Source organism: Brevundimonas sp. R86498 (assembly GCF_044598075.1).
In the GTDB taxonomy this organism is placed as follows: Bacteria; Pseudomonadota; Alphaproteobacteria; order Caulobacterales; family Caulobacteraceae; genus Brevundimonas.
Window position 1 is genome coordinate 3263740 of sequence record NZ_CP139004.1, and the last position, 18481, is coordinate 3282220.

At 70.0% G+C, this 18481-nt stretch carries 16 protein-coding genes; 8 read left to right on the top strand and 8 right to left on the bottom strand.

Features of this window, described 5'->3' with window-relative positions; all coding sequences use genetic code 11:
* Window positions 1–20 precede the first annotated feature (20 nt).
* The 8 genes from SJY26_RS16145 (at window position 21) to SJY26_RS16180 (ending at window position 10879) form a co-directional block, all read left to right on the top strand.
* Window positions 21–1658 carry a TldD/PmbA family protein gene (locus SJY26_RS16145; protein WP_396593996.1) on the top strand — a complete coding sequence of 546 codons (1638 nt, stop codon included), beginning with the start codon at window positions 21–23 and terminating at the stop codon, window positions 1656–1658.
* Between the two features lie 23 nt (window positions 1659–1681).
* Entirely contained in the window at window positions 1682–3010 is a 1329-nt protein-coding gene (locus SJY26_RS16150) for a TldD/PmbA family protein (protein WP_396593997.1), read from the top strand.
* Between the two features lie 69 nt (window positions 3011–3079).
* A complete protein-coding gene (locus SJY26_RS16155) occupies window positions 3080–3745 on the top strand; it encodes a DUF4159 domain-containing protein (protein ID WP_396593998.1) in 666 nt (221 codons plus the stop codon).
* A gap of 40 nt (window positions 3746–3785) precedes the next feature.
* The gene (locus SJY26_RS16160; RefSeq protein ID WP_396593999.1) at window positions 3786–4787 is read left to right on the top strand and encodes an AAA family ATPase; all 1002 of its coding nucleotides are present in this window, start codon (window positions 3786–3788) and stop codon (window positions 4785–4787) included.
* 8 nt (window positions 4788–4795) lie between these two features.
* A complete protein-coding gene (locus SJY26_RS16165; RefSeq protein WP_396594000.1) occupies window positions 4796–5683 on the top strand; it encodes a DUF58 domain-containing protein in 888 nt (295 codons plus the stop codon).
* Window positions 5680–6825, top strand: a complete 1146-nt coding sequence (locus SJY26_RS16170) for a BatA domain-containing protein (RefSeq protein WP_396594001.1) — start codon at window positions 5680–5682, stop codon at window positions 6823–6825. The genes SJY26_RS16165 and SJY26_RS16170 overlap by 4 nt, the downstream gene beginning before the upstream one ends.
* The gene (locus tag SJY26_RS16175; protein WP_396594002.1) at window positions 6822–9005 is read left to right on the top strand and encodes a DUF4175 family protein; all 2184 of its coding nucleotides are present in this window, start codon (window positions 6822–6824) and stop codon (window positions 9003–9005) included. The genes SJY26_RS16170 and SJY26_RS16175 overlap by 4 nt, the downstream gene beginning before the upstream one ends.
* Complete coding sequence (locus SJY26_RS16180) at window positions 9002–10879, top strand: hypothetical protein (RefSeq protein ID WP_396594003.1); 1878 nt, start codon at window positions 9002–9004, stop codon at window positions 10877–10879. Before SJY26_RS16175 ends, SJY26_RS16180 begins: the two co-directional genes overlap by 4 nt.
* Window positions 10880–10902: 23 nt before the next feature.
* Here the strand turns inward: SJY26_RS16180 and SJY26_RS16185 are convergent, their stop codons facing one another.
* From SJY26_RS16185 to SJY26_RS16220, 8 genes are all read right to left on the bottom strand, one after another.
* Window positions 10903–12321, bottom strand: a complete 1419-nt coding sequence (locus tag SJY26_RS16185; protein ID WP_396594004.1) for an NAD(P)(+) transhydrogenase (Re/Si-specific) subunit beta — start codon at window positions 12319–12321, stop codon at window positions 10903–10905.
* A gap of 37 nt (window positions 12322–12358) precedes the next feature.
* The gene (locus SJY26_RS16190; RefSeq protein ID WP_396594005.1) at window positions 12359–12742 is read right to left on the bottom strand and encodes a hypothetical protein; all 384 of its coding nucleotides are present in this window, start codon (window positions 12740–12742) and stop codon (window positions 12359–12361) included.
* A complete protein-coding gene (locus SJY26_RS16195) occupies window positions 12742–13050 on the bottom strand; it encodes a hypothetical protein (RefSeq protein WP_396594006.1) in 309 nt (102 codons plus the stop codon). Before SJY26_RS16195 ends, SJY26_RS16190 begins: the two co-directional genes overlap by 1 nt.
* Window positions 13050–13388 (bottom strand): NAD(P) transhydrogenase subunit alpha, encoded by a 339-nt coding sequence (locus SJY26_RS16200; RefSeq protein ID WP_305642224.1) that lies wholly within the window; start codon window positions 13386–13388, stop codon window positions 13050–13052. The genes SJY26_RS16195 and SJY26_RS16200 overlap by 1 nt, the downstream gene beginning before the upstream one ends.
* 211 nt (window positions 13389–13599) lie before the next feature.
* The gene (locus SJY26_RS16205) at window positions 13600–14733 is read right to left on the bottom strand and encodes a Re/Si-specific NAD(P)(+) transhydrogenase subunit alpha (protein WP_396594007.1); all 1134 of its coding nucleotides are present in this window, start codon (window positions 14731–14733) and stop codon (window positions 13600–13602) included.
* A gap of 99 nt (window positions 14734–14832) precedes the next feature.
* The gene (locus SJY26_RS16210; RefSeq protein ID WP_396594008.1) at window positions 14833–15111 is read right to left on the bottom strand and encodes an aa3-type cytochrome c oxidase subunit IV; all 279 of its coding nucleotides are present in this window, start codon (window positions 15109–15111) and stop codon (window positions 14833–14835) included.
* 95 nt (window positions 15112–15206) lie between these two features.
* Window positions 15207–16556, bottom strand: coding sequence for a serine hydrolase domain-containing protein (locus SJY26_RS16215; protein WP_396594009.1), 1350 nt, complete (start codon window positions 16554–16556; stop codon window positions 15207–15209).
* Window positions 16557–16613: 57 nt separating this feature from the next.
* The gene (locus SJY26_RS16220) at window positions 16614–18422 is read right to left on the bottom strand and encodes a M3 family oligoendopeptidase (RefSeq protein WP_396594010.1); all 1809 of its coding nucleotides are present in this window, start codon (window positions 18420–18422) and stop codon (window positions 16614–16616) included.
* Between the last annotated feature and the right edge of the window lie 59 nt (window positions 18423–18481).

The following is an 18481-nucleotide window of genomic DNA, read 5'->3' on the forward strand; positions in this document are numbered from 1 at the left end:
ATGGCCGGTGGAGAAAAGCCTTGGATAGACGTTCATTCCTCGCTGCATGCGGGATCGGCGCCGGGGGCGTCCTGCTCCCCGGTTTCATGGGCCGGGCCATCGCCGCCCCCCAGCTGCTTGAGACCATCGACGTCGCGGTCAAGAAACGCCTCGCCGATGCCGGCCTCAGCGCCGCCTCCGCAGCCGGCTCGACCTACTGCGACGTCCGCGTCGGCCGTTATCTGCGCCAGTTCGTGATCACCCGCGAAGCCAACGTCCAGAACATCGTCAACACGGAATCAACCGGCGTGGGCGTACGCGTTATCGCCGACGGGGCCTGGGGCTTTGCCGCCACCAACGACATGACGCCCGAGGCCGTCGCCTCGGCCGCCCGCCTGGCCACCGCGATCGCCAAGGCCAATGCGAAGAACCAGACCCAGCCTGTCCGGCTGGCCCCCACGCCCGGCGTCGGCGAGGTCAGCTGGAAGACCCCCATCCGCCGCAACGCCATGGAAGTGCCGATCGCGGAGAAGGTCGACCTGCTGCTGGGCGTCAACGCCGCCGCAACCGCAGCCGGTGCCTCCTTCGTCAACTCCCAGCTGTTCCTGGTCAATGAGCAGAAATACTTCGCCAGCTCGGACGGCTCCTACATCGACCAGGACGTCCACCGTATCTGGGCCCCGCTGACGGTCACGGTCATCGACCAGACGACCGGCAAGTTCCGCTCGCGTCAGGGTCTCTCGGCCCCGATGGGGCTGGGTTACGAGTACATGGACGGTCGCGCCGAGGACAAACTCGAGTCGGCCAATGGCGCGGTGATCAGCTACGGCATGTCCTACGACATGCGCGAGGACGCGATCGCCGCCGCCCGTCAGGCCCGCGAGAAGCTGACCGCCAAATCGGTCGAGCCGGGCCAGTACGATCTGGTTCTGGACCCCGACCACCTCGGCCTGACCATTCACGAGTCGGTCGGTCACCCGCTCGAGCTGGACCGGGTGCTGGGCTATGAGGCGAACTACGCCGGCACCAGCTTTGCCACGCTCGACAAGCGCGAGGCGCGGTTCCAGTACGGCTCGGACATCGTCAACCTGTTCGCCGACAAGATTCAGCCCGGCAGCCTGGGGGCCGTTGGCTATGATGACGAGGGCGTCGCTACCAAGCGCTGGAACCTGGTCGAGAACGGCAAGCTGGTCGACTACCAGGCGACCCGCGATCAGGCCCACATCCTCGGCAAGACCGAGTCCGACGGCTGTTCCTATGCCGACAGCTGGTCGACCGTGCAGTTCCAGCGGATGGCCAACATCTCGCTGGAGCCGGGCAAGACGCCGATGACCCGCAACGACATGATCGCCAATGTCGAGAACGGCATCTACATCCTGGGCCGCGGCTCCTTCTCGATCGACCAGCAGCGCTACAACGCCCAGTTCGGCGGCACGCTGTTCTACGAGATCAAGGACGGGAAGGTTACCCAGCCGCTGGAAGACGTCGCCTACCAGATGCGCACGCCCGAGTTCTGGAACGCCTGCTCGGCGATCTGTGACGAAAGCGACTACCGCATGTTCGGCTCGTTCTTCGACGGCAAGGGCCAGCCCAGCCAGGTCTCGGCCGTCAGCCACGGCTCGTCGACCACGCGCTTCGACAAGATCAACGTCATCAACACCGCGCGCTCGCTCGGTTGATCGGACCTCAGGGGAAAAATCACATGAGCATCATGACTGAGGCCGAGGCCAAAACGATCCTCGACAAGGTGATCGCGCTGTCGACCGCCGACGAGTGCATCGCGGAACTGTCCGGCACTATCGACGGCAACATCCGCTTCGCCCTGAACAACGTCTCCACCAGCGGGGTGATCTCCAACACCGACCTGTCGGTGCAGGTCGCGTTCGGCAAGCGCGTCGGGTCGGCATCGATCAACGAGTTCTCGGACGCGGCCCTCGCCCGCGTCGTCAAGCGGGCCGAAGATCTGGCCCGCCTGGCGCCCGAAAATCCGGAGTTCGTGCCGGCGGTCGGACCGCAGACCTACCGGGCGACCGACACCTTCAGCGCCGCCACCGCCGCCATCACCCCCGAGAATCGCGCCGAGATCGCCCGCGCCTCGATCGATCCCTGCAAGGCCCAGAACCTGATCGCGGCTGGCTTCCTGAACGACAACCAGAGCTTCGTCGCGTTCGCCAATTCGAAGGGCAACTTCGGCTATCAGCGCTCGACCGGCATGGACTACACCTGCACGGTCCGGACCGAGGACGGCCGGGGCTCCGGCTGGGTCGCCCGCAACCTGCAGGATGCCAGCCGTTTCAACGTCGACAACGACATCCAGATCGCCATGCGCAAGGCCAGTGCCTCGGCCGACGCCCAGGCGCTGGAGCCGGGCAAATACACGGTGATCCTGGAACCGGCGGCCGCCGCGGGCCTGATCTCCTTCATGTTCAACTTCTTCGACGCCCGTTCGGCCGACGAGGGTCGCAGCTTCCTCTCGAAGGCGGGCGGCGGCAACAAGATCGGCGAACAGGTCTTCGACCCGCGCGTCAACGTCTATGCCGATCCGCGCCACCCCGAGGCCCCGGCCCTGCCGTGGGACGGCGATGGCCTGCCGCGCGACCGGTTCGTGATGATCGAAAATGGCGTGGTCAGAAACCTGCGATCCTCGCGCTACTGGGCCGACAAACAGGGCCGGCCGTCCATGGCCCAGCCGGGCAACCTGATCATGGAGGGCGGCACCAAGTCGACGTCCGACCTGGTGCGCGAGACCCAGCGCGGCATCCTCGTCACCCGCACCTGGTACATCCGGATGGTGGATCCGCAGACCGTGCTGCTGACCGGCCTGACCCGGGACGGGACCTTCTACATCGAGAACGGCGAGCTGAAGTATCCGTTGAAGAATTTCCGCTTCAACGAGTTGCCGGTCATCATGCTCAACAACATCGACGAACTGGGCCGCTCGGTCCGGGTCGGCGATGACGGCCCGACCATGATGATCCCGGCCATGCGCCTGCGCGACTTCACCTTCACCTCCCTGTCCGACGCCGTCTGACGGGATCGGCGTGTGTCGCGTACCGGTCTGATACGCGCCGACTGCCTCCGACTCCTCGGCGGCGGAGCGATGGCGGCCCTGTTTGCAGGGCTGCCGCGCTCCGCCACCGCCCGGGCCGACTACGATTTCTGGTTTACCCGGCTGCGCTACGATTCCGGCGACTGGGACGTGGACCAGCGGATGCCAGCCAACATCCTGACCTCCCTCGTCGACTACACCAATCTGCGGGTCGATCCGCAGGAGCGGGTCATCGCCCTGTCCGATCCGGCCATGCTGACCGCGCCCTTCTGCTATCTCGCGGGGCACAAGCTGGTCGAGTTCAACGCGGCCGAGGCGCGCAACTTCGAGCGCTATGTCCGCAACGGCGGCTTCGTCTTCGTCGACGACTGCAACCACGACATCGACGGCCTGTTCGCCACTTCGTTCGAACGCCAGATGACCGCCATCTTCGGGGCCGAAGCGCTTCAGAAACTGCCCAACGACCACGCCATCTACAGCAGCTTCTTCCATTTCGAGGACGGGCCACCGGCGACCAGTTTCGAGCTCAACGGCTGGGGCGACGACCTCATCCACGACTATCTGAAGGGCATCGAGATCGATGGTCGGCTGGGCGTGCTCTATTCCAACAAGGACTATGGCTGTGAGTGGGACTACGACTGGCGCAACAAGCGGTTCCTGGCCGAGGACAATACGAAGTTCGCGGTCAACATCATCATCCACGCCCTGACCGCCTGACCCGCCGACCCGACGCCTCCTTCCTCCCCGGAACACGACCATGACCAAGACGCCAAGCCCTGCAGAGATCGACGCACGCCTGAAACAGCTCGGCCAACTCAAGGCCGCGATCGGCCAGGCCATCGTGGGCCAGTCCGAGGTCGTCGAGCAGTTGCTGATCGGTCTGCTGGCCGGCGGCCACTGCCTGATCGAGGGCGTGCCCGGTCTGGGCAAGACCCTGCTGGTCCGCACCCTGGGCCAAGCCCTGGCGCTGGAGTTCCGCCGGGTCCAGTTCACGCCGGACCTGATGCCCTCGGACATCCTCGGCACCGAGGTACTGGAAGAGGATCACGGCACCGGCCACCGCAGCTTCCGCTTCCAGCCCGGCCCGGTCTTCACCAACCTGTTCCTCGCCGACGAGCTGAACCGCACCCCGCCCAAGACCCAGGCCGCCCTGCTTGAGGCCATGCAGGAGCACACCGTCAGCTACGCGGGCGTCACTCACAAACTGAACGAGCCCTTCTTCGTGCTGGCGACCCAGAACCCGCTGGAACAGGCCGGGACCTATCCCCTGCCCGAGGCCCAGCTGGACCGGTTCCTGCTCAACATCCGGGTCGGCTATCCGACCGCGGCCGAGGAACGCGCCATCCTCGTCCAGACGACGGGCGGAGCCGGCGGCGTTGTGCCCCAGGTCATGACCGGCGAGGATGTGGTCGACCTGCAGAAATGGGTCCGCGACGTCTATGTGGGTGAGGCCCTGCTGACCTGGATCACCACCCTGGTCCGCGCCACCCGGCCCTCGCCCGAGGCCCCGCAGGCCGTGCGCGACTACGTCCGCTGGGGCGCGGGTCCCCGCGCCGGTCAGGCCCTCGTTCTCGCCGCCAAGGCGCGCGCCCTGCTCAATGGTCGGCTGGCGGCCACGCGCGACGACGTGGCCGCGCTGGCCGCCCCGGTTCTGCGCCACCGCATCCTGCTGTCCTTCGCCGCCGAGGCGGAGCGCAAGAGCGCCGACGATGTGGTGGCCGCCCTGCTGGCCGCTCTGCCCGCCCCGGCGGCCGACTGAGCGGCGGCATGTCCCCGCTCGACCTGCCTCCCGACCTGCGCAGCCGGCTTCGTCGCCTGTCGATCACGCCGCGCCGCGCGGCCATGCTGGCCAGCGCCGGCATGCACGACAGTCGCAACAAGGGCGGCGGGCTCGAGTTCGCCCAGTACCGGGCCTATGAGCGGGGCGACGATCTGCGCAGCATCGACTGGAAGCTGTACGCCCGGTCCGACCGCTTCTTCGTGCGCGATGCCGAGCGCGAGAGCCCCGTGGCGGTCTGGGTCCTGCTCGATGCCAGCGCCTCCATGGCCCAGGCCGATCTGGCCCGGCCCGACTGGACCCGGTTTGATGCCGCGCGCCGGATGGCGGCCTGCCTGATCCAGATCGCGCTGGATCAGGGCGATCGCTTCGGCCTGATCGTCGAGGGGGCCACCGGCCCCCTGGTCCTGACGCCTCACGCCGGGGGCCGGCACCGCGACCGGCTCTCTCTGGCCATGGCCCCCCTGAAGCCCTCGGGCGTGGCCAACTGGACGCGCGATGTCGCCCTGTTCGGCGAGCAGATCGGGCCCCAGGACCTGATCCTGATCCTGACCGACGGCTTCGACGAGGACTGTATCGCCGTGGCCGAGCGGCTGGCCGCCTCGGGCCGGGATGTCTGCCTGATCCAGATCCTGACCGGGGACGAGCGCGACTTCCCCTTCGACCGGGGCTATCGTTTCCGGGACCCCGAGACCGGCGCGGCGTTGGTCGCCGACGGCCCGGCGATGAAGACCGAGTTCCTCGCCCGGTTCGCCGCGGCGCGCGCCGCCGTGGCCGCCCGGCTGGATGCCGTCGGTATCCGCCATGCGGTGTATTTCATTGACGAGAGCCCGGACCAGCCGATCCGGACCCTGTTCCGCCCGACCGGTCGCGCATGAGCCCGACCCTGCTGCTTCCGGCTGGCCTGCTTGCCCTGCTGGCGCTCGCGATCCCGATCGTCCTGCACATCGCGCGCCGGACCGAGAGCCTCACGGTCGAGTTCGCGGCCCTGCGCTGGCTGGAAGCCCGCCCCAAACCGCGCCGAAGCCTGCGTCTAGAAGAATTGCTTCTGCTGGCCGCGCGCCTGCTGCTCCTCGCGCTCGTCGCCTTCTGGCTGGCCCGGCCAGTGCTGTGGAACGTGCAGGATGGGCGGCGCGTCGTCGCTCTCATGCCCGGCGTGGAAGCGCCGCCGGCGGGTGAGGACGCAGAGCGCCGCCTCTGGCTGGTGCCCGGCTTCCCGGCGGTCGGCGGCCCCGTGCCGGCAGCGCCCGCCAATCCCGTCAGCCTGATCCGCCAGCTGGATGCCGAGCTGCCGCCCTCCACCCCGGTGACAGTCGTGGTCCCGCAGATCCTCGACGGGGTCGATGCCGAACGCCCGCAGCTGTCGCGCCGCCTCGACTGGCAGGTCGCCGGACCGGCCGCCGCGGCCCCTGCCCCAGACCGTCGGCCGCCTCCGGTCCTGACCGTCCGCCACGCGGCTGGCGACGAGACCGCCGTTCGCTGGTTCCGCGCCGCCGCCACCGCCTGGGCCGCCGCCGACAGTGAACCCGCCTTCGAGGCCGCCCCGACCGATCAGCGGATCCCGCGCAATACCACCCACCTGATCTGGCTGGCCCCCGGCCCGGTGCCTGCCCCGGTGGTAGACTGGATCCGGAACGGGGGCACCGCCCTTATGGCGCTGGACGCCCGGGTCCCGGTCGAGGGCGAGACACAGGTCGTGTGGGCCGATGCCATCGGTGAACCGCTGACCGTCGCAGGCCGTCTCGGGGCTGGCCGCGTCATCCGCCTGACCCGCCCCCTGGAGCCCGCCGCCCTGCCGCAGCTGGTCGAACCCGAGTTCCCCGAGGCCCTGATGCAGATGCTGGCCCCCTCGCCCGCACCCGCCCGGGTCGCGGCCACCGACCATGCCCCCCTGACCGGCGCAGTCCCTTACGACCAGCCCCCACTGGACCTGCGGCCCTGGCTGGGGCTTATCATCGCGCTGGTCTTCGCCGGTGAACGCTTCCTGGCCACGCGCCGGGCCCGGGCGGTGGCCCCATGACTGTTGTGACCGTCTCGCCAGTCCTGCTGGATCACCAGAGCGCCGCCCGGCAGCGGACCGTGCTCGACACCTTCGCGATCGGTCTGCCGGTCGTGCTGACGCTGGCCGCGGTCGGCTGGAGAGCGTTCGGCCCGGCGGGCGCGATCGTCGTCGCCCTGACCGGTCTGGCCCTGCTCGTCCTGATCAGTCTGTATCGCGCCCGCCGGTTTGATCGGGACTGGCTGATCGGCGAGCTGGACGCCCATGTCCCCCGGTTTGAGGACAGCACCGCCCTCCTGTTCCGCGACCCCGGCGCGATCGGAGGCCTGGCTGCCCTGCAGCGGGCCAGGCTGGAGGATCGGATCGACGCGGCGCGCGGCATCGACCTGCGTCCCGGCTGGTCACAGCGCCCCATCGCCCTCGCCTGGGCCGCAGGCTTGATCCTGAGCGCCGCCATCCTGTTCTGGCCCGCCGCCGGTCCCGCGTCCCGGGTCGCCCCGACGGCCGCGCCGGCCACCAGGCCCGGACTGGCCCCCGCCCTCGCCTCGACCCGGCTACGGATCACCCCGCCCGCCTACACCGGCCTGCCAGTCCGCGAGCAGACCGCGCTGGACGCCCGCGTACCTGCCGGTTCGCGGCTGCAGTGGATCATCGGCTTTGCGCCCCACCCCGCCTCCGCCGCTCTCACCTTCCCCGAGGGTACGCCGGTTCCCCTGGTCCGCGACGGGGACCTGTGGACCGGCTCCGGCGTGGCCGAGGCCTCACGCCTGTACCGGATCGACGCCGACGGTCTGGCCCGCCAGCGCCTGAACCGGATCGACGTCATCGCCGACGCCGCTCCCGTCGTGCGTCTGGTCCAGCCCGAGGGCCAGCTGGTGCTGGTCACCCGCGGCCAGACCCAATGGACCCCCGTGTTCGAGGCCAACGACGACTACGGCCTGATCCGCGAGGCCGAAATGCGCATCACCGTCACGCGCGGCGATGGCGAGAACATCAGTTTCGAACGCCGGACCCTGTCGCTGCAGGGTCAGGGCGACGCCCGCCGCCTGCGCTTCTCCACCCCGCTCAACCTCGCCCGTGAGGGCATGGAGCCGGCCAGCGACCTGATCGTGCAACTGGTGGTCACCGACAACCGTACCCCCGGCGGCCAGGCGGTCGAGGGCCCCAGCGTCATCCTGCGTTGGCCCGCCGACCTCGCCCTGTCGGACGGGCTGGACGGCATGGCCATGCGCGTCATGCCCGCCTATTTCGCCAGCCAGCGCCAGATCATCATCGACGCCGAGGCCCTGATCGCCGAGCGTCGCCGGCTGGAGCCCCGCGTCTATTCCACCCGGTCCAACGCCCTCGGCGAGGATCAGGCCCAGCTGCGCCTCCGCTATGGCCAGTTCATGGGCGAGGAGGCCGAGGGCGGCGGCGGAGGCGGCATCGCCCTGCCCACCAATGACGCCCCGCCCCTGCCGACCAGCGACGCCGCGCCGGTCGACGACCACGACGATCACGCCGATCACGCGGAAGCCGCTTCCGGCGGACAGGATCACGGCCACGACCATGGCGGGGCCGAAACCCCGGCCCCCTTCGGATCCGCCGTCGATGTGCTGAACGAGTTCGGCCACGCCCACGACACGGGCGAAGCCGCGACCCTGTTCGAGCCCCGCACCCGCTCCACCCTCGCCCTCGCCCTGGACGCCATGTGGAGCTCGGAGCGGGCCCTGCGGCAGGGCCAGCCGGATCAGGCCCTGCCCTTCGCCAACCAGGCGCTGGAACTGCTCAAGGAGGCCCAGCGGGCCACCCGCATCTTCCTCGCCCGCACCGGCCCCGACCTGCCGCCCATCGACCTGACCCGCCGCCTCACTGGCAAGCGTGAGGACATCGTCGCCGAGACGCCCGAAGCGCCCGACCGCCCCGGCACGGATGCAGTGCCCGCCGCCGCCTGGCGCGCGCTGGAGGAACGCCCGGGGCGCGGCCCCCCGCTGGCGCTGGGGGCCCTGGAACGCTGGGCCCGCGATAACCGTACCCGGCTGGCCGACCCCCTCGGCTTGGCCGCCGCGATCGACGCGGTCCGCAATGATCCCGCCTGCCTGACCTGCCGTCGCGCCCTGCGCACCCAGCTGTGGCGGGCGCTGGAGCGACCGTCCCCGGCCGTGCGCCGCCGCGAGGCCGCCGGGCAGCGCGGCCAGCGCTATCTGGACGCCCTGCGATGACCGTCGACGCCCTGATGGACCCCCGGCCCTGGACCCTGATCGCCCTCGCCGCCGGTGTCGGGCTGGCGCTGGTCCGGCTGGTGCTGTGGCAGCGATCCGCCGCGCCGGAGGACCGCGCGCCGCGCTGGCGGCTGGCTGTGCTGCTGGCCCTGACGGTCGCTGCGGGAGCCCTCGCCGCCCTCACCCTGTTTCCGCCCGGCGCCGTCCTGCGCAGCGGCGAGATGATCGTCCTGACCCGTGGCGGTTCCGCTCCGGCCGAGGTCAGCGCGGGCGACCGCCTGATCGCCCTGCCCGAAGCGGGCGCGGTCGAGGGGGCCACGCGGGTGCCCGATCTGGCCACAGCCCTGAGGCGCTTTCCCGAAGCAGCCCGCATCCGGGTCCTCGGCGAAGGCCTGCCCCCGCGCGACCAATCGCCCCTGCCGGCCCCGCTGGTGCTCGACCCGCCGCCCCGCCCCCGGGGCCTGATCGATCTCGCCCTGCCCGGCCCCGTCGCGCCGGGCGGCACGGTCGCCGTGGGCGGTCAGGTCGGTCGCCTCGCAACCGGCTCGGCTGAACTGATCGACCCGGCCGGCACCGTGGTCGACCGCCGTCCCGTCATTGCCGGCCAGCGGTTCGTACTCAACGGCGGCGTGCGGGCGCCTGGTCTGGCCCTGTTCGCGCTGCGCCTGCGCGACCCCGCCGGCGCGGTTGTGGAGCAGGTCACCGTGCCGGTCGAGATCCGGGAGGAGGCCCCGCCCCGCGTTCTGGTGCTCGCCGGCGCTCCGGGCCCGGAGGTCAAATATCTGGGCCGCTGGGCGCAGGATTCCGGCATCGCCCTCAGCACCGACATCGACCTCGGAGCCGGGGTCCGGCTGGGCGACCCGCCCGTGCCCCTGAACGCCGCCTCCCTCAGCCGGCTGGATCTGGTGGTCATCGACGACCGACGCTGGGAGACCCTGGGGGCCGGCGGCCGGGCCGCCCTGACCTCGGCGGTCGAGGGAGGGCTCGGCCTGCTGCTGCGCCCCACCGCCCCCCTGTCGGCCGAGACCCGTCGCGACTGGGCCGCCCTCGGGGCCGCCCTGAGCGGCAGCGACCAGACCGTGCCGCTGCGGCTGGACCCACCCGCACCCGACCGTCGCGGCCCGGCGCAGGGGCCACCAACCGAACCCGGCACGGAACCGGAGGCCGAGGCCGAGCCCCTGCCCGAACTGGCGCGCCGCGATCTGACGCATGAGGGCCCGGACGCCATCGCCATGGTCCGCGACGGCGATGGGGTGGCCCTGGCCAGCTGGCATGCGCGGGGCCGCGGCCGGGTCGGGGTCTGGACCGTCGCCGACAGCTATGCCCTCGTCCTGACCGGCCGCGCCGACCGCTACGGGGCGATGTGGAGCGAACTGTTCTCCGCCCTCGCCCGCCCCGGCGAGACTACCTACGTCCGCGTCGAGGGCCTGCCCCGCGCCGGGTCGCGCGCGGTCCTGTGCGGGATCGATGGTGCCGCCCGGGTCGTGGGCCCCGACGGCACCGATCAGGCCCTGCTGATCGACCCCGCCACCGGCGACCGGGCCTGCGCCGCCCTGTGGCCCGCCCGCGAGGGCTGGCACCGCATCACCGACGGTCGCGGCCGCGAGACCCTGATGTTCGCCCACCCCGCCAATGCCGCGCCCTCCGAGGCCGCCTTCCGCAACCGCGAGGCCACCCTGGCCCTGACCGGCGCGGCCCCCGTCGAAGGTCCCGCCCCGACCCGCACGGCCGCCCCCGGTTCCCCGTGGCCGCGGTTCATCGCCCTGCTGGTGGTCCTGACGGCGCTGTGGGGGCTTGAGCGCCGCCGCAGCGCCGGGCCGGACGAGACCGTGCGACAGTTTCTGGCGCGGACGGTGAGTGGGAGAAAGGGCTAAGAGACCTACGGACGCTGCGCGCCCTAAAGCCCCTTCACGATCCCCTCGACCATCTTCTTGGCGTCGGCGAACAGCATCATCGTGTTGTCGCGGAAGAACAGCTCGTTCTCGACCCCGGCATAGCCCGCCGCCATGCCGCGCTTGATGAACAGCACGGTGCCGGCCTTCTCCACGTCCAGGATCGGCATGCCGTAGATGGCGCTGGTCGGGTCGGTCTTGGCGGCCGGGTTGGTCACGTCATTGGCCCCGATGACGAAGGCGACGTCGGCGGTGGCGAACTCGGCGTTGATGTCCTCCAGCTCGAACACCTCGTCATAGGGGACGTTGGCCTCGGCCAGCAGGACGTTCATGTGGCCCGGCATGCGGCCGGCCACGGGGTGGATGGCGTATTTCACCTCGACCCCCTCCTCCTTCAGCTTGTCGGCCATTTCGCGCAGGGCATGCTGGGCCTGGGCCACGGCCATGCCGTAGCCGGGGACGATGATGACCTTGGAGGCGTTCTTCAGGATGAAGGCCGCGTCATCGGCGCTGCCCTGTTTGACCGGCCGGGTCTCGACCCGCGCCTCGCCCGCCGGGCCGGCGTCGCCGCCGAACCCGCCCAGGATCACCGAGATGAAGCTGCGATTCATGCCCTTGCACATGATGTAACTCAGGATTGCGCCCGACGAACCCACCAGCGCGCCGGTGATGATCAGGGCGATGTTCTCCAGCGTGAATCCCAACGCCGCTGCCGCCCAGCCGGAGTAGGAGTTCAGCATCGACACGACGACGGGCATGTCGGCCCCGCCGATGGGGATGATCAGGGTCGCGCCGAGGATGAGGGCAATGGCGAACACGCCCCAGAAGGCCCAGACCGCCGCGCCTTCGGTGCCGATCAGGATGCCGATCAGGAAGACCAGCGCCAGACCCAGGCCGATGTTGATCAGGTGCCGGGCCGGCAACAGGATCGGCGCGCCGCTCATGTTGCCGTTCAGCTTGGCGAAGGCGATGACCGAGCCGGTGAAGGTGATGGCCCCGATGGCGACGCCCAGCGACAGCTCCACGATCGACAGGGTCTTGATGCCGATCCCGTCGGCATTCAGGATCCCGAAGGCCTCGGGCGCATAGACGGCCCCGATGGCGACCAGACAGGCGGCCATCCCGACCAGGCTGTGGAAGGCCGCGACCAGCTGGGGCATGTCGGTCATGGCCACCCGTTTGGCGATCAACGCCCCGCCGCCACCGCCCACCACAACACCGCCGGCCAGCAGGGCGAGGGTCAGGGGGTCCAGCGCACCGCTGGTCCCCAACGTCAGCAGGGTGATCCCCACCGCCAAGGCCATGCCGACCATGCCGAAGGTATTGCCCTGACGGCTGGTCTCGGGGCTCGACAGCCCCCTCAGCGACAGGATGAACAGGACGCCCGACGCCAGATAGGCCAGGGCCGCGATGGATGCGTTCATGTCGTTTCCCCCGAAGAAATCCTGGTCGCTCGTCTCATCACAGGAACCCCACCGCGGCCGGTCGGGCTGGATCGTTGGTGCCCGCCGCCTGGACCTCGCCGGCCTTGACCAGGGCGATCCCGACCGGTCCGGCTCCCCCGGTCTTGGTGACCGTGCACTGTCCGTCCTGATGGGGCAGGCGGCCACGCGCCGCGCCTGTTCCGGTCGTCGCGATCCTGTTGGCCCAGTGGCGCGTGTCGAAGCGAGTGGCCTCGTAGGTCACCGGCGCGAAGCGGCAGACCAGAGACCAGCTGGCCCCCTGCGGGGCTGCGACCGACCACGGCAAGCCGCCTTCGACATTGCGGCCGACATGAACCTGGGCCGACGCGGCAGGGGCCGTCGATACGGCGATCGCGATCAACAAGCCGGTCAGCGCGCGCATCAGCGGTCACCCGCTCCGCCGGCGTTGGCCGTCCGCGTCAGACGCCACAGGGCGGCGGCGATGAAGAGGGGGCCGAGGAACACCATGGCCCAGTCGATGGCCATCATGGGCCGATCCTGCACCACCACCCGCGCAAGGATGCCCGAGAACAGCAGCACCACGCCGCAGTCGCGCAGGCGGAGCTTCTGGATCGGATTCTTCTCGCCGACCCAGCTCCATATCCACAGACCCAGCCCGATGCCCGTGGCGATCCACGAGCCGATCATGGCCAGACCGCCGGCACTGAAGTTCAGGGCGTCGAATGCCATCAGGCCTTGGCCTCGACCTTCGCCGGCCGTTCCTTCTTCTTGTACATCGCCAGCATGCGGCGGGTGACCATGAAGCCGCCGAAAATGTTGACACTGGCCAGGGTCACGGCCGCCACGCCCGCCCCCTTGGCGATCCAGGCATTGGGGCCGGTGGCCTCGCCCGAGACGGCCGCAGCCGCGATCAGGCCGCCCACGATAATGACGCTGGAGATCGCATTGGTCACCGCCATCAGGGGCGTGTGCAGCGCCGGCGTCACCGACCAGACGACATAGTAGCCGACAAAGATCGCCAGCACGAAAATGGCCAGGCGAAAGACGGTGGGGTCAACGTGTTCCATCAGCGAGTCTTTCGATTGTGAGGGGCCGCAGGGTCCTCCTTGGGCTCGAGGCCCAGCCGCCGTGCAAGGTCTACGGCCGCGAGGAGAGCGAACAGCCCGCCGGTATAGGCGGCAAAATGGGCACCCGAAGGCTCCACGCGCCAAAGGACGACAGCTACGGCCGTAGCCCCGGCGACAATCGCCAACAGATGGAACGGGTATCGGAGAACGCTCAACCCCTCACCCCCTCGTGCACCACGGCCCCACCGTGTGTGACCACCGACGCCTTCAGGATCTCGTCTTCCAGATCCACCGCCAGCGCCCCATCCTTGATCAGCAGGCCCGCGAAGGCGACCAGGTTCTTGGCGTACAGGCTCGACGCATCCGACGGGATCCGTCCCGGCAGGTTGGTATAGCCCACGATCGACACCCCATTCGCCGTCGTCACCACCTCCCCCGGCTTCGAGCCTGCGACATTGCCGCCCGCCTCGACCGCCAGGTCGATCAGCACACTGCCCGGCTTCATCGAGGCGACATGGTCCGCCGTGACCAGCACCGGGGCCGCGCGCCCCGGGATCAGGGCCGTGGTGATGACGATGTCCTGTTTGGTGATGTGGGTCGCCGTCAGGGCCGCCTGTTTGGCCTGGTATTCCTCGGACATGGCCTTGGCGTAGCCGCCGGCCGTCTGGGCGTTCTGGAACTCCTCGTCCTCGACGGCCACGAACTTGGCCCCGAGGCTCTCGACCTGTTCCTTTGTCGCGGGCCGCACGTCGGTCGCCGTGACCACCGCCCCCAGCCGTCGCGCCGTCGCGATGGCCTGCAACCCCGCCACGCCCACGCCCATGATGAAGACCTTGGCCGGGGCGACCGTGCCCGCCGCCGTCATCATCATCGGAAAGCCCTTCCCGTAGGCGTAGGCTCCCTCGATCACGGCGCGATAGCCGGCCAGATTGGCTTGGGACGACAGGGCGTCCATCACCTGGGCCCGGGTGATCCGGGGCACGAACTCCATGGCGAAGCTGGTGACATTGGCCCCGGCCATGGCCGTGACGGTGTCCTTTTCACGCCAGGCGTCCAGCAGGGCGACCACGATCGCGCCCGGCTTCATCGCCGAAATCTCCTGCGCCGTCGGCCCGCGGACCTTCAGGACCAGATCGGCCCCCTCCAGCACAGCGCGCGTATCGGGCTTCACCGAAGCCCCGGCCGCCACATAGTCCGCATCGGGAATGGACGAGCCCAGACCGGTGCCCGCCTCGATCGTCACGGTCGCGCCCTGACCGACGAATTTCTTCACGGTCTCTGCCGTGACGGCGCATCGCGTCTCGCCTTCGCGGCGTTCCCGGGTCACGGCGATGGTCAGGCCCACACGAATCTCCCCATCCCAAATGGATCGAGGAACGTTAGGCTTGGGGACGGGACCGCGTCAAAGGCGCAGTCGCCGCAAGGGCATAGGCCTCTTGACCGCTCAGTGTGCGGCGGGCTTGCCACCCTTGAGGAAGAACCAGCCGGCCACGGCCAGAACAAGGCCGCCGCCCAGGCCAAGGAACAGGCTTCCACCCGGCTGGAACCACAGCACCAGCAGCAGCAGGATCGAGGCCACCGCCAGCGAACCCCATTTGGCCAGGCTCATGAACAGGGCAAAGGTCGCGGACTGCTCCTCGATCGTCATCGTCCCGCGGACATAGGCCTGCGCGTCGTGATCGGCGGCTTCAGTCGAGCTGTGATGGGCGGGCGATTTGGCCATGGGAGACATCCGGTCGGAAAGCAGTTGGCGGGTTTTATAGCGTTGCGCGGCGTCGGCTCAAGGTGTGTCTCAAAGACGCGAGAGCCCCGGGGGGCTCAGTCGAGGGCGGCCAGGGCCTCGCGGGTGAAGGCGACGGGGTCGAACGGACTGCCCGCAGGGTCTTCCCCGCGCCGGACCAGAACGATCCCGCGGCTGGGCACCACCACCACATACTGGCCCCGATTGCCATTGGCCGAGATCGCGTCCGGCGGAATCGCCTCCGAGCGGTTGAACAGCCAGAAGGTGGCGCCATACCCCTGCGCGCCCTGGGGCTGCGGCCCCGAGGGGCGTGAGACGTAGTCTCGCCAGCCTTCGGGCAGGATGCGCTCGCCGTCCACCATGCCGTCGTTCAGATACAGCCGCCCGAAGCGCGCGAGGTCGCGTGCCGTCGACCAGACCTGACTGGACAGCATGTAGTTGCCCCGCCAGTCCGTCTCGGCCCAGGTATCATACATCCCCAGCCGCTCGAACAGCGCCCCCGGGGGATGGTCCGAAAAGGTCGGGGCGATCGCCAGGACGGCCAGCAGGATGTCGTTGTTGGCGTAGCGGAAGCGGCTGCCCGGTGGAGCGATCATCGGCCAGGTCGTGACCTGCTCGTCCACCCCGACCCCGCCGAAATACAGGGCGTCCGTCCGGTTGCCCGCCGTGTCACTGGTCAGGCCCGAGGCCATGCGCATCAACTGGTCCAGGGTGATGGCCGCGCGCGGGTCGCCCGGACGACCCCAGTCGGCGATGGCCGCCGGCGCGTTCACATCGATCCCGTGGCGGTGCAGTGCGGCCCCGATCACTGTGCCCGCCAGCGACTTGGCCACCGACCATGTCCGCTGCGGCGTATCCGGGCCGAACCCGGGGGCATAGGCCTCGGCCACCAGCCGGTCGTCCTGCAAGATCACGATGGCTGTCGTGTCGCTGCCCGCGCCATAGCCGCCGGCGAAGGCCCGCTCGATGACGGCGGCCACCGCGGCCGGGTCGGACGGTGTGCCGACGACGAACCCCGGATCAGGCCGGACCGGCGGCGGGGTCTCCGCCACCGCCTCACCCCGCCAGCCCACCGGCAGGATGGCGCAACCCCGACCCGGGGCCCACTGCGCCTGCCGCGGCGGCATCAGGTCGTCCCAGGCCACGCTCGCCCCGGCCGCCGACACCTCGACCGGCATCACCCGCACCAGCGGATCCAGCTCGGGATAGATGCCCGTCAGTTCGTTCGCCTCGATGCTCTCCAGCGTCCGGGTCCCGCCCGCCGCCTCGGCGTTCTTCAGCGCGCTGCAGACCGTCAGCGCCTTGTAGCCCGCCGCCATGGCGCGGATGGCAGGCGACGGCGGCGCGGAAGGGGACGGTCCGGTCTGGGCCAGGCTCACCGGGGGCGCGGCAAGGGCGAGTGTTGCGGCGAGGATCAGGATGCGCATGGCGTCACGCTCCCGTGTCGGATCGCCCCCGTCAATGGCAGGACCGCGCCCTGGGTCTCAAACGACCGCCTCGAACTGGTCGATCAGCCGCTCCAGCCGGCGCGTGCCGATGGTCCAGAAAGCGGGATCGCGCGGGTTCAGACCGAACGGCTCCAGCGCCTCGACATAGGTCTTCGTCCCGCCGGCCGCGAGCAGGTCGCGATACAGGGGCGCGAACCCGTCCGGATCGGCCCGGCGCGTCTCCATCAGGGCCGCCACCAGCAGGTCGCCGAAGGCATAGGCATAGACGTAGAAGGGCGAGTGGACGAAGTGGCTGACATAGCTCCACCACGCCTCATAGCCCGGGTTCAGCGTGACCGCCGGCCCCAGTGACGCCCCCATTTCCTCGAGAAACAACTGGCCCAGACGGTCGGCCGACACCTCGCCCTTCGCACGCTCGTCGTGGAACCGCGTCTCGAACCGGTGGAAGGCGATCTGGCGCACCACGGTGTTCAGCCCGTCCTCGATCCGCCCGGCCAGCAGGCCGCGCTGCTCGGCCTTGGGCGCGGTCGCCAGCAGCCGGTCGAACGTCAGCCCCTCGGCGAAGATCGAGGCCGTCTCGGCCAGCGTCAGCGGGGTGTCGGCCAGCAGTGTGCCCCTCTCCGCCGCCAGCGTCTGGTGTACGCCGTGGCCCAGCTCATGAGCGAGGGTCAGGACGTCGCGTCGCTCGCCCATCCAGTTCAGGAACACGTAGGGGTGACGGTCGGCCGTCACCGGATGGGCATAGGCCCCGGACTGTTTGCCCGGCCTTGCCCGCCCGTCGATCCAGGGCTGGTCGAAGAACCGCCCGGCCCGCTCGGCGAACTCACCGCCCAGATCGCCGAAACTCTCCAGCACCAGCTCGCGACCCTGATTCCAGTCGAACCCACGCGGCGCGGTCGTTTCAAGCGGCGCATTGCGATCCCACTGGTCCAGCGTCGCCTTGCCCAGCGCCTTCGCCTTCAGCGCATAGTAGCGGTGCGACAGTTTCGGATAGGCGGCGGCGACCGCGTCGGCCATGGCGTCGACCGCCTCTCCATCCACCTCATTGGCCAGGTGGCGGCTGTCGGCGGGGCGTTTGAACCCCCGCCAGCGATCCTCCATTGCCTTGTCCGCCGCCACCGTGTTCAGCACCAGCGCGAGGGTCGAGGTCCGCGCCGCCAGCGCCGTATTCAGCCCCTCGGCCGCGCTGCGTCGCTTCGCCTCCTTCGGATCGGACAGCCGGTTCAGTGCTTCCGACAGGGTCAGGCTTTCCTTGCCGCTCTCGACCCGCAGGGCTGCCAGCGTCTCGTCGAACAGCCGCGGCCATTGCGCCGCGATCGGCATCCGTTCGGCGATGAAAGTCTCCAGCTCCGACGACAGCTCATGCGGTTTCATCGCCCGGACCCGCCGCAGCCACGGCCGCCAGTTGGCCGCCGCGGCCTGCGCCAAAAGCGCCGCCTCGATCTCCGCCTCGTCCAGCTGGTTGATCTCCAGCGTCAGCCAGACGGTGGAGGCCGCAATGGTGGTGATCTTCTCCCTCAGGTCCGCCTCGAACCCCTGCGCGGCGGCATCGTCGCGCGACGTCGACGCGGCCAGAAAGCCATAGGCGCCCAGCGCGCCCAGCCGCTCCGACGCCTGTTCATAGAGCCGGATGGCCCGGTCCAGCGTCTCCCCCAGGGTCGCCGCGTCGCCCCGCTCCGCCAGGAACCGGCCCTGCAGCGCGTTCAGTTCGGCCACGGCCGCCCTCGCGATCTCGAGATCGGCCGCGATCCGTGCGTCCTCGCGCGAGGCATACAGGTCGGTCAGGTCCCAGACCGGCGGTTCGGCGGGATCGGCGGGGGTCGGGGCTTTGAAGGGTGCGTTCATCCCCCCGTTGTGGGGTCGGCGCGGGGCGGACGCAACGGCCGGAAGCCGCCAGACGACGC